Source organism: Aeromonas bestiarum, assembly GCF_000819745.1.
In the GTDB taxonomy this organism is placed as follows: domain Bacteria; phylum Pseudomonadota; class Gammaproteobacteria; order Enterobacterales; family Aeromonadaceae; genus Aeromonas; species Aeromonas bestiarum.
This window is the reverse complement of the sequence record NZ_CDDA01000006.1, coordinates 158,791-176,986: the sequence shown is the minus strand read 5'-3', so window position 1 is coordinate 176,986 and position 18,196 is coordinate 158,791. Positions and strand designations below refer to the sequence as shown.

19 protein-coding genes and 1 pseudogene are annotated in these 18,196 nt (G+C 63.7%); 14 read left to right on the top strand and 6 right to left on the bottom strand.

Annotation, left to right across the window (positions count from 1 at the left end; translation table 11 throughout):
* Positions 1 to 59 precede the first annotated feature (59 nt).
* A complete protein-coding gene (locus BN1118_RS02565) occupies positions 60 to 1,025 on the bottom strand; it encodes a CYTH domain-containing protein (protein ID WP_043554434.1) in 966 nt (321 codons plus the stop codon).
* Positions 1,026 to 1,194: 169 nt separating this feature from the next.
* Between BN1118_RS02565 and BN1118_RS02560 the strand changes: the two genes are divergently transcribed.
* The 3 genes from BN1118_RS02560 (at position 1,195) to ybaK (ending at position 3,857) form a co-directional block, all read left to right on the top strand.
* Positions 1,195 to 1,875, top strand: a complete 681-nt coding sequence (locus tag BN1118_RS02560; RefSeq protein ID WP_042653142.1) for a TIGR00153 family protein — start codon at positions 1,195 to 1,197, stop codon at positions 1,873 to 1,875.
* A 25-nt stretch (positions 1,876 to 1,900) separates the two neighbouring features.
* A complete protein-coding gene (locus BN1118_RS02555; protein WP_042868184.1) occupies positions 1,901 to 3,166 on the top strand; it encodes an inorganic phosphate transporter in 1,266 nt (421 codons plus the stop codon).
* Between the two features lie 220 nt (positions 3,167 to 3,386).
* Complete coding sequence (gene ybaK, locus BN1118_RS02550; protein ID WP_042868183.1) at positions 3,387 to 3,857, top strand: Cys-tRNA(Pro) deacylase; 471 nt, start codon at positions 3,387 to 3,389, stop codon at positions 3,855 to 3,857.
* A gap of 51 nt (positions 3,858 to 3,908) precedes the next feature.
* Here the strand turns inward: ybaK and BN1118_RS02545 are convergent, their stop codons facing one another.
* The 3 genes from BN1118_RS02545 to BN1118_RS02535 form a co-directional block, all read right to left on the bottom strand.
* Complete coding sequence (locus tag BN1118_RS02545) at positions 3,909 to 4,637, bottom strand: GNAT family N-acetyltransferase (RefSeq protein ID WP_043554431.1); 729 nt, start codon at positions 4,635 to 4,637, stop codon at positions 3,909 to 3,911.
* Positions 4,627 to 5,064 carry a rhodanese-like domain-containing protein gene (locus tag BN1118_RS02540; protein WP_043554430.1) on the bottom strand — a complete coding sequence of 146 codons (438 nt, stop codon included), beginning with the start codon at positions 5,062 to 5,064 and terminating at the stop codon, positions 4,627 to 4,629. Before BN1118_RS02540 ends, BN1118_RS02545 begins: the two co-directional genes overlap by 11 nt.
* A gap of 91 nt (positions 5,065 to 5,155) precedes the next feature.
* Positions 5,156 to 5,638: an OsmC family protein gene (locus tag BN1118_RS02535; RefSeq protein ID WP_043554429.1), complete on the bottom strand. Its 483-nt coding sequence runs from the start codon at positions 5,636 to 5,638 to the stop codon at positions 5,156 to 5,158.
* A 128-nt stretch (positions 5,639 to 5,766) separates the two neighbouring features.
* On the opposite strand from BN1118_RS02535, the gene pdxR reads away from it, so the two are divergent.
* The 3 genes from pdxR to BN1118_RS02520 all read left to right on the top strand — a co-directional run bounded on the left by pdxR (position 5,767) and on the right by BN1118_RS02520 (position 9,264).
* The gene (gene pdxR / locus BN1118_RS02530; RefSeq protein WP_043554428.1) at positions 5,767 to 7,194 is read left to right on the top strand and encodes a MocR-like pyridoxine biosynthesis transcription factor PdxR; all 1,428 of its coding nucleotides are present in this window, start codon (positions 5,767 to 5,769) and stop codon (positions 7,192 to 7,194) included.
* Between the two features lie 107 nt (positions 7,195 to 7,301).
* The gene (locus BN1118_RS02525; protein WP_043554426.1) at positions 7,302 to 8,186 is read left to right on the top strand and encodes a hypothetical protein; all 885 of its coding nucleotides are present in this window, start codon (positions 7,302 to 7,304) and stop codon (positions 8,184 to 8,186) included.
* 217 nt (positions 8,187 to 8,403) lie between these two features.
* The gene (locus BN1118_RS02520; protein ID WP_043554551.1) at positions 8,404 to 9,264 is read left to right on the top strand and encodes a hypothetical protein; all 861 of its coding nucleotides are present in this window, start codon (positions 8,404 to 8,406) and stop codon (positions 9,262 to 9,264) included.
* Positions 9,265 to 9,270: 6 nt separating this feature from the next.
* On the opposite strand, the gene BN1118_RS02515 is transcribed toward BN1118_RS02520, so the two are convergent.
* Positions 9,271 to 10,146 carry a LysR family transcriptional regulator gene (locus tag BN1118_RS02515; RefSeq protein WP_043554425.1) on the bottom strand — a complete coding sequence of 292 codons (876 nt, stop codon included), beginning with the start codon at positions 10,144 to 10,146 and terminating at the stop codon, positions 9,271 to 9,273.
* Positions 10,147 to 10,272: 126 nt separating this feature from the next.
* Between BN1118_RS02515 and BN1118_RS02510 the strand changes: the two genes are divergently transcribed.
* The 4 genes and pseudogenes from BN1118_RS02510 to BN1118_RS02495 all read left to right on the top strand — a co-directional run bounded on the left by BN1118_RS02510 (position 10,273) and on the right by BN1118_RS02495 (position 12,731).
* A complete protein-coding gene (locus BN1118_RS02510; protein WP_043554424.1) occupies positions 10,273 to 10,674 on the top strand; it encodes a CidA/LrgA family protein in 402 nt (133 codons plus the stop codon).
* Entirely contained in the window at positions 10,667 to 11,356 is a 690-nt protein-coding gene (locus BN1118_RS02505; protein WP_043137161.1) for an LrgB family protein, read from the top strand. The genes BN1118_RS02510 and BN1118_RS02505 overlap by 8 nt, the downstream gene beginning before the upstream one ends.
* A 148-nt stretch (positions 11,357 to 11,504) precedes the next feature.
* A pseudogene (locus BN1118_RS02500) lies at positions 11,505 to 11,792 on the top strand (hypothetical protein); the annotation flags it as partial.
* Between the two features lie 54 nt (positions 11,793 to 11,846).
* The gene (locus BN1118_RS02495; protein WP_043554421.1) at positions 11,847 to 12,731 is read left to right on the top strand and encodes a hypothetical protein; all 885 of its coding nucleotides are present in this window, start codon (positions 11,847 to 11,849) and stop codon (positions 12,729 to 12,731) included.
* A 130-nt stretch (positions 12,732 to 12,861) separates the two neighbouring features.
* Here the strand turns inward: BN1118_RS02495 and BN1118_RS02490 are convergent, their stop codons facing one another.
* The gene (locus BN1118_RS02490) at positions 12,862 to 14,103 is read right to left on the bottom strand and encodes a multifunctional CCA addition/repair protein (protein ID WP_043554419.1); all 1,242 of its coding nucleotides are present in this window, start codon (positions 14,101 to 14,103) and stop codon (positions 12,862 to 12,864) included.
* Between the two features lie 273 nt (positions 14,104 to 14,376).
* Here BN1118_RS02490 and BN1118_RS02485 point away from each other — a divergent pair, with 273 nt between their 5' ends.
* From BN1118_RS02485 to BN1118_RS02470, 4 genes are all read left to right on the top strand, one after another.
* Positions 14,377 to 16,020: an ExeA family protein gene (locus BN1118_RS02485; protein ID WP_043554417.1), complete on the top strand. Its 1,644-nt coding sequence runs from the start codon at positions 14,377 to 14,379 to the stop codon at positions 16,018 to 16,020.
* Entirely contained in the window at positions 16,020 to 16,700 is a 681-nt protein-coding gene (exeB, locus tag BN1118_RS02480; RefSeq protein WP_043554416.1) for a GspB family T2SS assembly factor variant ExeB, read from the top strand. Before BN1118_RS02485 ends, exeB begins: the two co-directional genes overlap by 1 nt.
* Positions 16,701 to 16,799: 99 nt before the next feature.
* Entirely contained in the window at positions 16,800 to 17,861 is a 1,062-nt protein-coding gene (gene mutY, locus BN1118_RS02475) for an A/G-specific adenine glycosylase (RefSeq protein ID WP_043554415.1), read from the top strand.
* 8 nt (positions 17,862 to 17,869) lie between these two features.
* A complete protein-coding gene (locus BN1118_RS02470; protein WP_005313967.1) occupies positions 17,870 to 18,142 on the top strand; it encodes an oxidative damage protection protein in 273 nt (90 codons plus the stop codon).
* The last annotated feature ends 54 nt before the right edge of the window (positions 18,143 to 18,196 follow it).

The window sequence follows — 18,196 nt, the reverse complement described above, 5'->3', positions numbered from 1 at the left end:
GCTCACCTTTTTCGTTATCACAGTTGTTTATCGCCGCCGCGCCCTGCAAGGCACGGATGTCATGTCCCCGCGTGCAGCCAGGCGGCGATGGCCAGTTGCAGCCGCACATAGTCGGCGCGATGGAACAGCATCGACAGGGTCGCTTGCCACCCGGCGTCGGCCGAAGCCTGGGCCAACAAGGCCAGATGAGTCGACAAATCGGTCAGCGCCGCCAGCCACACTGGCGCCCGCGGAGCGACAGCATCGACGATGAGCGCAACCCCTTGCCGGATCTCTTGCAACGCCAGGCGTCGCTGTTCGGGGTCCACCTGCTCCAGCCAGTACTGCTCGTGATGTTGCCAATGTTGCAGGCCCGCGGTGATGCCCATGGCGGCGTCGGTCCCATTGATCGCCGGCAAGGATTGCAGCGCCAGCGGCTTGCCGAGCCCCGCCAGCAGATAGCCGCGCTGCGCCTTGGATTGCGCCCCCAGCCTGACCCCGCCGAGCCCGGCCAGCTGCTCCGCCAACCCGAACAGGGCGCGGGCGTCGCCGGACTTGAGTTCCAGCTCCAGCTCATCGATACAGGTCTTGCCCAGCGAACCGACGATCTCGCCCTGATCCCAGGCCAGCTCGATCTCGGCCCCCTCGAAGGCGACCAGCCAGTGACGGCGCAGGAAGTCGGTCCTGAACTGGGCAACCAGCCCGGCCTGGATGTCGTCGCGCACCACCAGACTCGGCCAAAGCTCGGCTGGGAAAGCCGCAAGCAGGGGCACATCGCCATGTACGGGGGCATTATATTCGGGCCTGGCATGCAATCCCCCCACCACCTGGCCCCGACATTTAATCGTCTGCTCGGCAAAATCATCGCTGCGACGAACCCGCAATCCCATTTCCAGCCGACGTAAATCCAGAGTCGGCGTATCAAAATAGACATTGCCGAGCTCGACCTGGGAGCTTGATATAATTTCAAGTGAATTCAGAAGCTTGGATAGTGGCTGTTGAATATCTTGTGAGACAAAAAACTTTATCTCGATCTCAGTTTGCATAGTCATTCCGGGCTGGCAGGCAACTTTGGGGGGCATGATGTGGAGCGCGAGGATATAATGCCTGCGATACATCAGGATTAATTCACGGTTTTATTGATGGCGCAGTTCGGTTACCATGCGCCCCTCATAAAATCGTATCGAGTGTTTTTTCACCGACACAGGTTTGGCCATGCCAGTAAATACTATTTTGGGGCTTTTTGCCAAGTCCCCCATCAAGCCGCTGCAGAAGCATATCGTCAAGGTTCACGTGTGCTGCGAGCAGCTCATTCCCTTCTTTGACGCCGTTGCCGAAGACCGTTGGGAAGATGCCGAGAAGATCCGGCAGCAGATAGCCCAGCTGGAAAAAGAGGCGGACATCCTCAAGCGTGAAATTCGTCTGAAACTGCCTCGCGGCCTGTTCCTGCCGGTCGCCCGTACCGACCTGCTGGAGCTGCTGACCCAGCAAGACAAGATTGCCAACCGTGCCAAGGATATCTCCGGCCGCATGCTTGGTCGTCGAATGGAATTCCCTGCCGAGATGCGTGCCGATTTCATGGCCTATCTCAAACGTTGTATCGATGCGACCGCCCAAGCCGAAAAAGCCATCGGAGAACTCGATGAGCTGCTCGAAACCGGCTTCAAAGGACGTGAAGTTGAAATGGTTGCCGAGATGATCCACCAGCTGGATCTTATCGAGGACGATACTGACACCATGCAGATCGGACTGCGCCAACAGCTGCAAGCCGTTGAGCAGAAATACAATCCGATCGACGTTATGTTCCTCTACAAGATCCTCGAATGGGTAGGTGACCTGGCAGATCAGGCCGAGCGCGTTGGCGCCCGTCTGGAACTGATGCTGGCTCGTTCGTAATCGACTGACTGGGTAAACACTATTAATGGACATTATCGCGAATTACGGCACTACACTGGTGCTCGTGGCGGCCTTGTTCGGCTTTTTGATGGCCTGGGGGATAGGCGCGAATGACGTGGCCAACGCCATGGGCACATCGGTCGGCACCAAATCCCTGACCATACGTCAGGCGATCATCATCGCCATGATCTTCGAATTTGCCGGTGCCTATCTGGCCGGCGGCGAAGTGACAGCCACCATACGCAACGGCATCATAGATACCAACGCCTTTGCCGACACCCCGGATCTGCTGGTGCTCGGCATGATCGCCTCTCTGCTGGCGGCCGGTGCCTGGTTGATCCTGGCCTCCTACTTCGGCTGGCCCGTTTCCACCACCCACTCCATCATAGGTGCCATCGTCGGCTTCGCCGTGGTGAGCATAGGCCCGGAAGCTGTGCAGTGGAGCAAGTTCGGCGGCATAGTCGGCTCCTGGATCATCACCCCGGCCATCTCGGGCATCATCGCCTACTTCATGTTCATCAGCGTGCAGAAGCTCATCTTCAACACAGATGATCCCCTGGCCAACGCCAAGCGCTACGTGCCTTTCTACATGTTCCTGACCGCCCTGGTGATCTGCCTGGTGACCATCAAGAAGGGGCTGACCCACGTCGGTCTGCACCTGAGCGATGGCGAAGGGATCCTGCTCTCCATCGTCATCTCCATCGCGGTGGCATTTGCAGGCTGGCTCTATATTCGCGGCCAGCAATACAACCCGCAGGATGACAGCAAGATGCACTTCGCCAACGTGGAGAAGGTATTCGGCATCCTGATGGTGATCACCGCCTGTGCCATGGCCTTTGCTCACGGCTCCAACGACGTGGCCAACGCCATAGGCCCGCTCTCCGCCGTGGTCTCCATCGTCGACAGCGCCGGCCAGATCGCCGGCCAGTCCACCATCGCCTGGTGGATCCTGCCGCTCGGCGGCATCGGCATAGTCATCGGCCTCGCCACCATGGGCGAGAAGGTGATGGCCACCGTCGGTACCGGCATCACCCATCTGACCCCGAGCCGTGGCTTCGCCGCCCAGCTGGCCACCGCCGCGACCGTGGTGATCGCCTCCGGCACGGGTCTGCCCATCTCCACCACCCAGACCCTGGTGGGTGCTGTTATGGGTGTAGGTCTGGCCCGTGGCATAGCCGCCCTGAACCTGGGCGTGCTGCGCAACATAGTGGTCTCCTGGATCATCACCCTGCCCGCAGGTGCCATCCTGGCCATCGCCATCTTCTACGTGCTGCAAGCCTGTTTCTCCTGATACGCGCAGCCGCAAACAGCCCGGGTCACTGACCCGGGCTTTTTCATATCTGGCGCATGGGAAGCAAGGGTTCGGCGGCGGTCAACACGGCCCTGCCACTGTCTCTATTCACAATGTCGGACGTGCCACCTCCTGCCGCTGCAACCGGCTTGCATCCCCTGCCTGGCAGGCGCAGACTGTTTGGCCTTGTTTTTATGCGATTCGATTCAAGGCAACCATCATGACTCCTGCCATCAACCTCCTGAAAAAGCTCAAGATCCCCCACAAACTCTACCCCTACGAGTGCGAAGCTCACGACGATTTCGGCAAACATGCCGCGACCCAGCTCGGCCTGCCGGAGGCCCAGGTGTTCAAGACCCTGGTCGCCCATCACGACAAGCAGGCGGTGGTCGCCATAGTGCCCTCGTCGGGCATGTGCAGCCTCAAGCAGCTGGCCAAGGCCACTGGCTTGAAGAAGGTGGAGATGATGAAACCGGCCGAGGCCGAGAAGCTGACCGGCTACAAGGTCGGCGGCATCAGCCCGCTGGCCCAGAAGAAGCTGCTGCCCACTGTGCTCGACGACTCCGCCATGGCGTTTGACGAGATACTGGTGAGCGGCGGCAAGCGCGGCCTATCGGTCGGGGTGGCGCCACAGGACATGCTGACCCTGCTGAAGTGGATCGCCGCCCCCATCGGCGAGCACCATGAGTAACGCCTGAAACGACAGAGGCCCCGCTGACGGGGCCTCTGTTATGTTGCCGGGTCAGTCGTTATTGGCTCGACAAGCGGCGGTCAGCTCGGATAGCCGCAACCGCTGCCTGCCGGCCTCATCGAAGTTCTCCTCCGCCAGCCAGCGTGCAAAGCAGGCCTGCAACGCCGGCCACTCGCCGTCGATCACCGAGAACCAGGCGGTATCCCGCGCCCGCCCCTTGTCCACCCGGCTCTGGCGAAAGGTTCCCTCGTAGCTGAAACCGAGCCGCAGCGCCGCCTGCCAGGAGGGTCGGTTAAAGGCATTGCACTTCCATTCGTAACGCCGGTAGCCGAGGGCAAAGGCGTTGGCCATCATCAGCGCCATGGCCGCCGTCGCCAGCCGCGAGCGCTGCAGAGCCGGCGAGAAGTGCAGCCAGCCCACCTCTATGCTGCCCGCCTGGGGATCGATGCGCAGGTAGCTGGCCAGCCCCAGCGGCTGTTCACCACGCTCATCGAAGATGGTATAGAACTGGGGATCTGTCTTGGCGGCGCACTCTCGCAGCCAGGCCAGCATATCCGCTTCCTCTGCGTAGGGGCCCGTGGTCAGATAGGTCCACATGGCCCCACTGTCGGCGCTGAAGGCCTGCCACAGGCCGGGGCCGTGACGCTCGGGATCCAGCGGTTCCAGCCGGCAGCCCCAGCCGCTGAGAGGGCGGCGGGGCGGAAACTCGGCACCCCGCCAATCGGGCAGCGGCGCACCGACCGGCTGGCCGAACTCGTTCAGATGGATATCAGCAGCCACAGGCGATCCCTCCCGTTTGCAGCACGCCCGCTTCGTTGCCGGTGGCGACGGCAAAGCCGTCCTGGCGCCACCAGTGCAGGCCGCCAATCAGCTCCTTGACCTGAAACCCCAGCGCCGCCAGCTTGTAGGCGCCGCGGGTCGAGCCGTTGCAGCCGATGCCATCGCAATAGCAGACATAGACCTTGTCCCGTGCCAATGCGGCCGTGGTCGCCGGGTTCATGGTGGCGTGGGGGAAGCTGATGGCACCAGGAATGTGTCCCTCGGCATAGTGGCCGGCGGAGCGGGTGTCGATGACGACGATGCGCGCCTCGCCCGCCAGCAGATCCGCAGCCAGATCGGCCGGGTCGGTGCGATAGGCCAGCTGGGCCTCGAAGAAAGCGCTGGCCTCTGCCGCACTGGCCAGCCCGCTGCTCAATACCTGACTCATGATAAACCTCCTTGTGACCAGACCCGAGTCCGGGTGGTGACGACTGTGTTGACCGGACTGACCAAGCCGGTACCCAATACATGGCTCATTGCTAAGCCTCCCGTGACCACTGCACTATCTTGGTGATCACTGTGGTCCTGACCGAGTTGGCGATGAAGCACTCCTCATGGGCCTGATGGTGCAGTTGCTCCAGCTCGGCCAGGGTGGGTTGCCGCTCGCCGGCAAACTGCACCAGCGGCTGCAATGTGACCCGGGTGATGGACTGGCGACCCCTGTCGTCCGCCTCCATGATGCCCACCGCCTCGTCCCGGTAGCTCTCCACCCGATAACCGGCCCTGGCCACCAGCCAGAGGAAGGTGAGCATGTGGCAACTGGAGAGGGCCGCGACGAAGGCCTCCTCCGGATCGACGTGCTCGGCCACCGACCAAGGCAAGGGCACCACGTGCGGGGAGGAGGAGGCGGGCACCCTGACGCCGCCATCAAACTCCCACCAGTGGGCCCGACTGTAGCGCTGATCGACGAAGGGCTCGCCGGCCCCGCACTGCCAGCTGATGATGGCGCCGTATTCCGACATGCAGACTCCTTTCATTGCCAATATCTGTTGAACCCGAACCTTGAGCCTCAATGTAGCGACATAATGGCCTTGCCACGCCGACCAATTTTGCCAATATGGACAGACCAATTGTCTGCCTGGAAATAACCATGCCCGCCCTGCCAACCCTGTTCGCCACTCAGCAACCCAGCGAGCTGCCGCTGCACGAGCAACTGGTGCGCATGTTGCGAGGCGCCATTCTGGCCGGCCATCTGCCCCAGCACAGCCGGCTGCCCGCCAGCCGCATGCTGGCCGGCGATCTCGGCATCTCCCGCAGCACGGTAGAGCTGGCCTATGGCAGGCTGGAGGCGGAGGGCTATCTGGTGCGCAAGGTGGGGGCCGGCAGCTTCGTGGCGCTGGCGGCCGTGTGCCCGGCGCCACGTCCGCCCCAGTCGGCGGCCGGATTATCCCGCCGTGGCCAGGAGATGGCGGCGGGGGGCGCCTGTCACGACACGCCGCACGTCGGCGCCTCCTTTGCCTCCAGCCAACCGGATCCCCGCCTCTTCCCCCACGGGCTCTGGGGCCGGCTGATGCAGCAACAGTGGCGCCAGCAGGGGGAGCGCTGGATGAACTACGGCGACCCACAGGGGTTGCCCGAGCTGCGCAGCGCCATCAGCAGCTATCTGGTGCAGTCCCGCGGCGTGGTGTGCGAGCCGGACCAGATCCTGATCCTCACCAGCTCCCAGCAGGGGATACTGCTGGCGACCCAGCTGCTCATCGATGCCGGCGACACCGTCTGGGTGGAAGATCCCGGCTATCCTGGGGCCCGCACCGCCATGGAGAGCGCCGGTGCCAGGGTCCACCCCGTGCCCGTGGATGGGGAAGGGCTCAATCCACTGGGGCAACATCCGGCGCCGCGCCTCATCTACACCACGCCGGCCCACCAGTATCCCCTGGGCGTGCCCATGAGCCTGCCTCGCCGGATGGCGCTGCTGAGCGAGGCCGAGCGTCACGGCGCCTGGATCCTGGAGGACGATTACGACGGTGAGTATCAGTACGATCAGCGGCCGCTCCCCGCCCTGCAGGGGCTGGATGGCCAGGGGCGGGTCATCTATGTGGGTACCTTCAGCAAGGTGCTGTTCGGTTCGCTTCGACTCGCCTATCTGGTGCTGCCGAGGCCGCTGATGGATGCCTTCTGCCGGGCCAGGGCAGCCTTCGATGGCCACAGCAACCAGTTGCAGCAGGCGGTCACCGCAGATTTCATTCGCGCCGGTCACTTCGCCACCCACCTGCGCCAGAGCCGGCTCATCTACCAGAGCCGGCGCGACCTGCTGCTGAGCGAACTCGCCAGCCACTGCCCCGCCCTCACCCCGGTTCACAGCGGCGCCGGTTTGCAGTGCGCCATGCTGCTGCCCGCCGGCGGCGAGGCGCGCTGGACCAAGCGCGCCAATGACATGGGTATTGGCCTGCGCCCGCTCGGCCAGTTCCATCTAGGCGAGCCGGGTCTGGAGGGCTGGCTGCTCGGCTTTGGCGCCCTCGACAACCAGACCCTGCGCCGGCTCTGTCGCCAGCTGGGCAGCCTGATGGCGTCGTCCTGACGGGCTCATTCTGGTAGCGAGGCAAGCCAGCCCGGGGGCCGGGGGCAGGGCGCAGCCCCGGGCGCCGGACTATAATGGATGGACCAAAGTCGTAGAGCCTAGCCGAGATGTATAGACTCCTGTTGCTGATCCTCTGCCTTTCCCTCTCCTCCCCCCCGATGGCGGCCACCCGCTTTACCCTGCTCAGCCCCGAAAACGGGCAGGATGCGCGGATGCGCTACTACCGGGAGGTGATGCAACTGGCGCTGGAGAAGACCCGCCCCGACTATGGCGACTATGAGCTGCTCGACTCGCTGCCGATGAACAAGGCACGAATGCGGATCGAGGTGCAGGAACCCGGGGCCAACGCTCTCTTCATCATCGACAGCTGGCCCCTGCAGTCCCCCGGCGATCGCGTCACTGCCATCCCCTTCCCCGTCGATCTCGGCATTCTCGGTTATCGGGTCTGCTTCGTCGGCGCTTCCCGGGCGGATGAGCTGGCCAGGGTCGGCACACTGGCCCAGTTGCAAGGTTTCAATCAGGGCACGGGCAGCGGCTGGCAGGATGCCGATATCTTGCGCCACAACGGCTTTCAGGTGCAGGAGGTGGAAAAGTACGAGTCGCTGTTTCGCATGGTGGCCCGTGGCCGCGTAGCCCTCTTCTGCCGCGGTGCCAACGAGATACTCCCCGAGTGGAAAACCCATCAAGCCGGACTGCCCGGGCTGGTGGTCGATCGCCATGTCGCGCTCTTCTATCCGCTGATCCATGTGATCTACAGCCACGCCCAATACAGCAAGGAGCGGCAACGCATCGAGCGCGGCCTGCAACTGGCCTGGCAGGATGGTTCGCTGAAACGGCTCTGGCGCCACCATTTCCAAGCCTCCCTGGTGTTCGCCAATCTGGGGCCGCGCCAGATTTTCAGGCTGACCAACCCCTTGCTGCCCAAGGAGGGATTCGACTATCGGCCCTATCTTTATGACCCGGCGCGCGATGACTTTGGCATTGACCCCTGATGGGGCGCACAGGCCGCCGGCATGGCCAGGCGTGGCGCCGAGCCGGAGCGTCACTCACCCCACCGGCGGGCAGCCCGTGATGCACGCCCTGTTTTCCTGGCGTGGACGCCAGCTGCGGCCCGCCAACGACCAGACGGCGCAGCCAGTGCGTGCAGGCAACCTGCCTCTCCCCCTTGTCACCCCCATGAAGATCAGCAGACGGGCGACTCTGCTGGTCATGACGCTGCTGTGTCTCCTGTCGATGGGGGCCCAGGCTGCCACCCGCTTCACCTACATCAGTCCGGAGAGCGAGCGGGATCCGCGCATGACCTATGACAGGGAGCTGCTACGTCTCGCCCTCGACAAGACCCGTGACACCTTCGGCGACTATCAGCTGGTGCCCGCCCCGGCCATGACCAAGGCCAGGGTGCGGCTCAGCCTGCAGCTCAACAGTTTCACCAACCTGTTTGCCATGGACAGCTACAGCAGCACGCGCGATGGCAAAGGGCTGGCGTATGTCCGCTTCCCCATTCATCTCGGCATCGTCAGCTATCGCATCTGCTTCGTCAGCCCCCAACGGCAGGCGGCCCTGGCAGAGGTGCATGATCTGGCAGGATTGCGCCATTTCACGTTCGGCCAGGGCAAGGGCTGGCTGGATGTGGAGATACTGCGCCACGCCGGTCTCAAGGTGGTGGAGGTGGATGGCTACGAGATGCTGTTCAAGATGGTGGCGCGCGGCCGGTTCGATCTCTTGTGCCGCGGGGCGAGCGAACTGCGCAGCGAGCTGCTGACCCACAAGGACATAGGGGGTCTGAAGATGGATCCCTACCTGCTGCTCTACTACCCGCTGCCCAGGGTCTTCTATACCAATGTGGCAAACGGCGAGGCCCTGAAACGGGTGGAGACAGGGCTGCGGCAGGCCTGGCAGGACGGTTCGCTGCAGGCCTTGTGGCGCCACAGCTTCGGCCCCGCCATCGCCTTTGCCGGGCTCAAGCAGCGGCGCATGCTGCGACTGGAGAACCCCTTCCTCGAGGGCATCAACTTCGACTACCGCCCCTACTTCTACAACCCCATGACAGATCGCTTCGGCGAGCCCTGATGAGGCTCAGCCCTGTTCGCGGCAGAGCGCCAGCCAGGCCTCTGCGGTGCGGGAGAGATAGCGTTCGCTCGGCCAGATCACCCCGAGTCGCCAGCTGAGCTCGGGCAGGAGCGGCCGCAACACCAGCCCGTCCGGGGTCAGCCGGCGGCAGATGGGCTCGGGCAGAAAGGCGACACCCATGCCGCTGCGCACCATGGCGGTGAGAAAGTCCCACTGGCTGCTGCGGGCCGCCACCTGGGGCACGAAGCCCGCCTGCTGGCACGCCTGCTCCAGCCGCTCGCTCAGGGTGAAGGCCTGGGTGTAGAGCAGGAAGGGCTCATCGCGCAGATCCTCCAGCCGGATCTCGCGACGCGCGCGCCAGCGTGGCAAGTCAGGCAACACCACCTGGATGGGATACTGATCCAGCTCCAGCGCGCTCAGGGCGCCCCCCTCTTTGGTCGGCAACATGGTGATGGCGAGATCCAGCTCTCCTTCCAATACCGCCTGTTCGATGCGCCGGCCACCGTACTCGACGATGGAGAGCTCCACCCTGGGATAGCGGCTGCGGTAGGTGCGGATGAGATCCGCATAGACATGGCCCACCATGGGCGGTATGCCGAGGGCCAACCGGCCAAATTGCAGGCTCTGCAGATCGGCGAGTTCCGCCTCCAGCTGCTGCATCTCGGCCAATATGGTCTGGGCCCGGTTGAACAGCACCTGGCCGCTGTCGGTCAGGGTGAAGCGGCGCCCCTCCCGGTTGAGCAGCGGCTGACCCAGCTCCTCCTCCATGTTGCGGATCATCTTGCTGATGGTGGGCTGGGTGACGAACAGCTTCTCGGAGGCGCGGGTGAAGCTCTGCTCCCGCACCAGTTCGACAAAGTAACGCAGGGCTCGGATATCCATGGTGCTCTCTCACGGGCGGCAAGCCTTAATCATGCCTCTTTGGCATGAATTTGATAATTTAAATTCATTTTTTGCAGGTTTTGCTTGTATCTATACTGTGAGCCAGTTCACAGAAAGATACCCATCATGAAAGCCCTCTGCATTCGCTGGTTCCAGACGCCCTTCCAAATCGCCCTGCTGGCCGCCATCTGGCTGCTGGCCGATGCGGCGGTACGCACCTTCCATCTGCCGCTGCCCGCCAACCTCACCGGCATGCTGGCGCTGCTGGTCCTGATCCTGCTCGGCGTGGTCAAGACCCAGTGGTTCAGCGCCGGCGCCCGCTGGCTGCTGGCCGAAATGCTGCTGTTCTTCGTGCCGGCCGTGGTGGCCGTGGTCAACTATCAGGATCTGCTGTTGCAGGAGGGGTGGCGCATCATGCTGGTCTTGCTGATCAGCACCACCCTGGTGCTGGGTACCACGGCACTGGTGGTGGACAGAGTCTATCGCCTCGAGCTGAAGCTGGCCCGCCGGAGTCGCAGTCATGTCTGATACCCTGCTTGGCCTGCTCTGCTTCGCCCTGACCCTGCTGTTCTACTACGCCAGCAAGTGGCTCTATGGCCGCAAGCGCATACTGCCTCTGATGCCGCTGCTGCTGGCACCCACCCTGCTGGTGGCCGTGGTGCTGCTGTTTCACATCCCCTATCAGGACTACATGGCCCAGTCCCACTGGCTGCTCTGGCTGCTGGGCCCGGCCACCGTCGCCTTCGCCGTGCCTGTCTATGAGAACCGCCAGCTGATCCACCGTCACTGGCTCTCCCTCTCGATCGGGGTCGTCGCCTCCGTCATCATGGCGGTGGGCAGCACAGTGCTGCTGGCGCGCTGGCTGCACCTCTCCGACATGTTGCAGCGCAGCCTGGCGATGCGCTCCATCACCACACCGTTCGCGGTGGAGGCGACCCGTGCCATCGGCGGCCAGACAGATCTCACCGCCCTGTTTGTGGTGCTGACCGGGGTGATCGGCATGGCGGTGGGGGAGAGCGTGCTCACCCTGCTCGCCATCCGCAGCCGCCTCGGCAAGGGGGCCGGTTTCGGCGCCTCTGCCCATGGCGCCGGCACCGCCAAGGCGTACCAGATGGGGAACGAGGAGGGCGTCGTTTCCAGCATGGTGATGATGATCGCCGGCATGGTGACTGTGCTGCTCGCCCCCTTGCTCGGCCAGATGTTCTGGTAATCCGGCCTGCTGCCAGGCGAGGTCAATTTCCCCCTGCCTGGGACGGCAAGCCTCCCCCGCCAGCCGCTACACTGAACTCAATGTGATGGCAGTGAGCGGTATGATGAACCACAGAGTGATCCCCCTCGGGTTGCTGATATGCAGCCTGCTCTTCTACAGCCACAAGGATAACCAGCACGCCCTGCGCCGCATCCGCGCCGGCCTGCAACTGGCCTGGCAGGACGGATCGCTGCAGGCGCTCTGGCTCAAGACCTTCAAACCGGCGCTGGATTTTGCCAGACTGGACCAGCGCCTGCTGTTCAGGCTGGATAACCCTTTGCTCCGGCAGATGGATTTTGACTATCGCCCCTATCTCTACGACCCCCTCAGCCACAGCTTCGGGCCCGGCGAAGCCGCGAGCAATGAGCAGCAGGGCGAGGCGAGCCCGACCCACTAGCAAGGGCGCAACCACTACACTCATGGGAGTCTCTTTCTCCGACAGGAGGTCACAATGCGCTGGATCCCGCTGCTTGCCCTGTTTCTCGCCCTGCCCGTGCCGGCCGCGGCCCCGACTGTGTTCACCTACATGAGCCCGGAGAGCGAACAGGATCCCAGGGTCACCTATGACCGTGAGCTGCTGCGGCTGGTGCTGGAGAAGACCCGCGCCAGCCATGGCGACTATCGCCTGCAAGCCGCCCCGCCCATGACATTGGCCAGGATGTGGATCAGCCTGCGCTTCGATCACTATCCCAACCTGTTTGCCATGGACAGCTACCACTCGGACCGTGACATGACGGGGGTCGACTATGTGCGCTTTCCCATCTATCTCGGTATCGTCAGCTACCGCATCTGCTTCGTCAGCCCCCAGCAGAAGGAGGCCGTCGCCAGGGTCACCAGCCTGGAGCAGCTGAAAAAGTTCGACCTGGGCCAGGGCAAGGGCTGGCTCGATGTGAAGATCCTGCAGCAAGCCGGGTTCAGGGTGCAGGAGATAGAGGGTTACGAGCAGTTGTTCAAGATGGTGGCGCGTGGCCGCTTCGATCTCTTCTGCCGCGGGATCAACGAGTTGCCTCAGGAGAAGCTGAACCACAAGGAGATAAAGGGGCTGGTCATGGATGAGAACATAGCCCTCTACTACCCCCTGCCCCGCGTCTTCTTCACCCACAATGCCAATCGGCAGGCGATCCAGCGGGTACAGGCCGGGCTCAAGGCCGCCTGGCGAGACGGCTCGCTGCAGGCGCACTGGCTCAAGACCTTCAAGCCCTCACTCACCTTCGCCCACCTCAACACCCGCCGCCTGTTCCGGCTGGAGAACCCCTTCATCAAGGACATAGATTTCGACTACCAGGCCTATTTCTACGACCCCGTCCACGGCCGTTTCGGCCCGGGCGAACCCTGAACGGACCTTGCCCGGGCAGCGACATCCTCGGCCGACAGCCCCAGCCCGCGCCTATTGAAGCACGCCTCAGCAAAAAGCCCGGGTCAGTGACCCGGGCTTTTTCATGGCGGACAGCTGGCAGAAGCCGCGCCTACTCCTCGATAAAGGTCCACTCGTCCCGCACCCGGCTGATGGCATCGAGCCGGCGCTTGGCGAGCTGCTCGCGAATGGCTTCGCCCTTGAAACCGGCTGCAACTATCTCCTTCACGGGCACAGCCTGGGCTGCGCCGAGCGCCTGGGCCACATAATCGGGCTCGGCATAGACCCGCTCCTCAAAGCCGCCGGTTCGGCCGTGGAAATCGGCGCGGCAGGCGTCCAGCAGCTGGGCGAAACGCTCGGGTCTGCGCCAGGCATCCGCCTTGTCGAACACCTTGAGCAGGGTCGCGGGCTTGAGTTCGAAGGCGATGTGGATATGAGTGTGCAGATCGCTCACCAGCAGCGCCAGATCGCGGCAGTCGTTCGGCACCCGAAAACGCTCGCAAAAGTCGCGGATCAGCGGCAATCCCTTCTGGCCGTGACCGTGGTGGCTCGGCCAGAAGGCGGGCGGAGTCAGTCCCTTGCCAAAGTCGTGGCACAGGGCGGCGAAGCGCACCGCCAGCTCGGGGGAGAGGCGACACGCCTGCCCCAGCACCATGAGAGTGTGGATGCCGGTGTCTATCTCAGGGTGCCACTTGGCGGGGGCCGGCACACCGAACAGGGCGTCCAGCTCCGGGAACAGCGCCTTGAGGGCGCCACATTCGCGCAGCACCTCGAAGAAGATCTGGGGAGTCTCTCCCAGCAGCACCTTCTCCAGCTCCTTCCAGACCCGCTCCGGGGTCAGGTGGGCCAGCTCGCCGGCGTCGGTCATCTCGCGCATCAGCACCAGCGTCTCGGGGGCCACCACGAAGCTCTGAGCGTGGAAACGGGCGGCGAAGCGGGCAACCCGCAGGATGCGCAGCGGATCCTCGGCAAAGGCCGGGGAGACGTGACGCAGCACCCGTCGCTCCAGGTCCTGGATGCCGCCGTAGGGATCGTGCAGCCGACCCTCTTCGTCCTCGGCGATGGCATTGACGGTGAGATCCCGGCGCAGCAGATCCTGCTCCAGCGTCACCTCAGGGGAGGCGTGGCAGACAAACCCGGTATAACCGCGGCCCTGCTTGCGTTCGGTGCGGGCCAATGCGTACTCCTGCTGGGTCTTGGGATGGAGAAACACGGGGAAGTCGCGGCCCACCTGGGTGAACCCCAACGCCAGCATCTGCTCCACGGTCGCCCCCACCACCAGGTGATCCCGATCCCCTTGCGGCAATCCCAGCAGGCGATCCCGCACCGCGCCCCCAACCAGATAAGTCTGCAATCTCTGTCTCCCTTGATAAACCTGCCTCGATTATACCGGTTTTGCCTGACGGGCACGATGGCGCCGCCACGCCCCCGCGATCAGGCAGCCATGATCGCCCGGCCGGTTTGGCCCGACAGCCACTCTGACTTATCCCCACCACAACCAGGCCACATTCGATAAAAACAGCGGTTTTGGCCGCCAGCCGCGCCAGCCCCCCTTATGGCATCCGGGTCTTTGACATCCCGGTGGGGAGGCTTTAACCTGCCGCCCATAACAATGGAATGGATCCTTATGTACACACAGTTCTTCGGTCTGTCGGAGCCCCCGTTCTCCATCTCGCCCAACCCCAAATACCTCTATATGAGTGAACGTCACGGGGAGGCCCTCGCCCACCTCAACTACGGGTTGCAGGATGGGGGAGGCTTCGTGTTGCTGACCGGGGAAGTGGGAACCGGTAAAACCACCGTCTCCCGCTGCCTGTTGCAGCAGTTGCCGGCCGAGACCGAGATCGCCTACATCCTCAATCCATCCCTTACCGAGCGTGACCTGCTGGCGGCCATCTGCGACGAGTTCCAGCTGCCGTACGACAAGGACGCTGGTCTCAAGCTGCTGTTCGATCTCATTCGCGATCACCTGCTGGCCAACCTGGCGGCAGGCAAGCGCAGCGTGGTGCTGGTGGATGAGGCCCAACATCTGCTGCCCGGTGTACTGGAGCAACTGCGCCTGCTCACCAACCTGGAAACCGACGAGAAGAAACTGCTGCAAGTGGTGCTCATCGGTCAGCCCGAGCTGCAACAGATGCTGCGCCAGCCCCTGCTGCGCCAGCTGGCCCAGCGCATCACGGCCCGTTATCACCTGCTGCCGCTTTCGCATCAGGACGTGGATGCCTATGTGCGCTTCCGGCTGCAGGTCGCAGGCTGCGTCCAGCCCATCTTTACCCCCAAGGCGCTCCAGACCCTGCACCGCCTCTCCGGCGGCATTCCCCGCCTCATCAACCTCATCTGCGATCGCGCCCTGATCGCCGCCTTCGCCCGTGGCAGCCACAAGATAGTGCACGGCGACATCAGCCTGGCGGCCTACGAGGTGAGCGGCATTCGCGACGAAGGCACCTGGCAGTCCGGCGTCATGGTCGCCCTGGCAGGGGCCTTGCTGGTCGCCACCGGCTGGTGGGGCTGGCAGTTCTTCGGCTTCTTCCCCGAGCGCCCCGTGATCAAGGTGGAGGTGCCGGTCAAGGTGGACGACACCCCGGAGCAGCAGGAGCAACTGACCCGCGCCATCAATCAGGCGCTGGAGCCGGATAGCGCCATGCAGAATCTCTACAAGGTGTGGGGCTACCAGACAGAGCTGGAGGAGGCGACCTGCGACAACGCACCGCGCGCCGGCTTGCGCTGCCAGGAGGGCGACGCCTCGCTGGCGGAACTGCAGGCCCTGCAGCACCCGGCCCTCATCAGCCTGACCGACGAGACGGGCGGCATCTATTACGCAACCCTGGTGAATCTCGGGCCGGACAAGGCCAACCTGCTCATCGGCAACCAGAGCTGGCAGGTGGACAGGCAGTGGCTGTCCGACTTCTGGGGCGGCAGCTACACCCTGCTGTGGCGCATGCCCAAGGGCGGCGTCGCCCTGATCGGCAACAATGCCGGGGCGACCCAGGTGCAGTGGCTGGACAACGCCCTCAGCCGTGCCCTGCAACAGCCGGATCGCAAGGTGCGTCGCTTCGACGCCGAGCTCAAGAGCAAGTTGCAGCAGTTCCAGCGCGAGCAGGGGCTGAACCCGGACGGCATCGCCGGCAGCAATACCCTGTTGCGCCTCAACGTGATGGCCGGTGAACCCATGCCGAAGCTGGAAGATGAGTCCCAGCGCGCCAGCACACCGGCCACGCCGGATACCATGAACGATGAGCCCATGGTCACATTGTCGGAGGAGGCTTCCTGATGTCTACCCTGCTCAAGGCACTGCGCCGGGCCGAACAGCCCCAGTTCACCCCGCATATTCCGGCGATGGGGCTGCCCGTCACCCAGGAAGAGGAGCAGAACCGGCGCTGGATCTGGTGGCTGCTGGCCCCGCTTGCCCTGCTGATGGGGGCCGGCGCCAACTATGGCTGGCACCTGCTCAACAACCGCCCCATCGAGAAGACGGTGGAGGTGAAAGAGGTGGTCACGCCGCCGTTCGTGCGGGTCGAACCCAGACCCATGATCACCCGCCCGCTGCCCCCGCCGCTGCCGGAACCCGTGGTGCGCCCCAGAGTCACCCCCAATGACAGTGCCCCTGCCACCAACGGCAGCCAGGGGCTGGCCGAGCGCATCATGAATGCACTCAACAGCACGCCGCTGATGGAGGAGACGGCACCCCAGGCCCAGAGCGAGTCTCAGGCCATGCCGATCAGCGCCCTGCCGCTGGAGCTGAAGCAGCGGATCCCTGCCCTGGCCTACGGCTCCCACGTCTTCTCGTCCAACCCGGCCAAGCGGGCCGTGATGCTGAACGGACGTGAGTTTCGCGAGGGCAGCGAGGTCGCCCCCGGCGTCACCCTGATCGCCATAGCCCAGGATTACATCATCCTGCAGGTGGCGGGCCAGAACGTCAGTCTCAAGGCGCTGCAGGACTGGCGCGGCTGACCGTCACGACCACAACGCCGGCTCAGCCCCGCTGAGCCGGCGTCCATTTCAAGAGGGAGCCTGAGAGCTCCCCTTTTTAATCAATAACATGAGAGCCATGTGAGCAATTCAGACAACACCACCTTCGCCACCAGGATCCTGGACTGGTACCAGATCCACGGCCGCAAGACCCTGCCCTGGCAGCAGGACAAGACGCCCTATCGGGTCTGGGTCTCCGAGATCATGCTGCAGCAGACCCAGGTCGCCACAGTGATCCCGTATTATCAACGCTTCATGGCCCGCTTCCCCGATGTGCAGGCCCTGGCACAGGCCCCCATAGATGAGGTGCTGCACCACTGGACCGGGCTCGGCTATTACGCCCGCGCCCGCAACCTGCACAAGGCGGCCCAGCAGATCTGCGAGCTGCACGGCGGCCTGTTCCCGGAGCGGCTGGAAGAGGTGATGGCCCTGCCCGGCATAGGCCGCTCCACCGCGGGCGCCGTGCTCTCCCTCTCCCTTGGCCAGCCCCACGCCATTCTGGACGGCAACGTGAAGCGGGTGCTCACCCGCTGGCTGGCACTGCCGGGCTGGCCCGGCCAGAAACAGGTGGAGAACGATCTGTGGGAGCTCGCCATCCGCCTCACGCCCAAGCTCGGCGTGGCCCACTACAACCAGGCCATGATGGACATGGGAGCCACCGTCTGCACCCGCAGCAAACCCGCCTGCGAGCGCTGCCCGGTGCAGGCCGATTGCCAGGGGCTGTCGCAGGGCAAGCCCACCGCCTACCCCAACAGCAAGCCCAAGAAGAGCATTCCGGCCCGCGCCGGCATCATGCTGCTCATTCGTCACGGCGACCAGCTGTTGCTGGAGAAGCGGCCGCCACAGGGGATCTGGGGCGGGCTCTACTGCTTCCCGCAGGTGGAGTCGCTGACGGAGGTCGAGGGGCTGATGCAGCGGCTCGGGCTGAGCGGCCATGATTATCGGGAACTGAGCGGATTTCGGCATACATTCAGCCACTTCCATCTCGATATTCAGCCTTTCCTGATTGAAATCGATGCGCCACCGGCCCCCCAGCTCATGGAAGCGGATAACCGACTCTGGTATAACTTACGCCATCCTGCAGAGGTGGGTCTGGCGGCCGCCACGGCCCGCCTGCTCGCCTACCCGGACTTACAACCATAGAGGTCAACATGAGCCGTACTGTATTTTGCCAACGCCTGAAAAAAGAGGGCCCGGGCCTGGATTTCCAACTCTATCCCGGTGAGCTCGGCAAGCGGATTTTTGACAACATCAGCAAGGAAGCCTGGACCGAATGGCAGAAGAAGCAGGTGATGCTGATCAACGAGAAGAAGCTGAACATGATGAACCTGGAGCATCGTCAGCTGCTGGAAAAAGAGATGGTGAGCTACCTGTTTGAAGCGGGTGAAGTGGCCATAGACGGTTATACCCCTCCCAGCCAATAAGCCGATGAGTTGTACTTGTGAGCCAGCGACGGCGATACAGCTCCCGGTTCACAG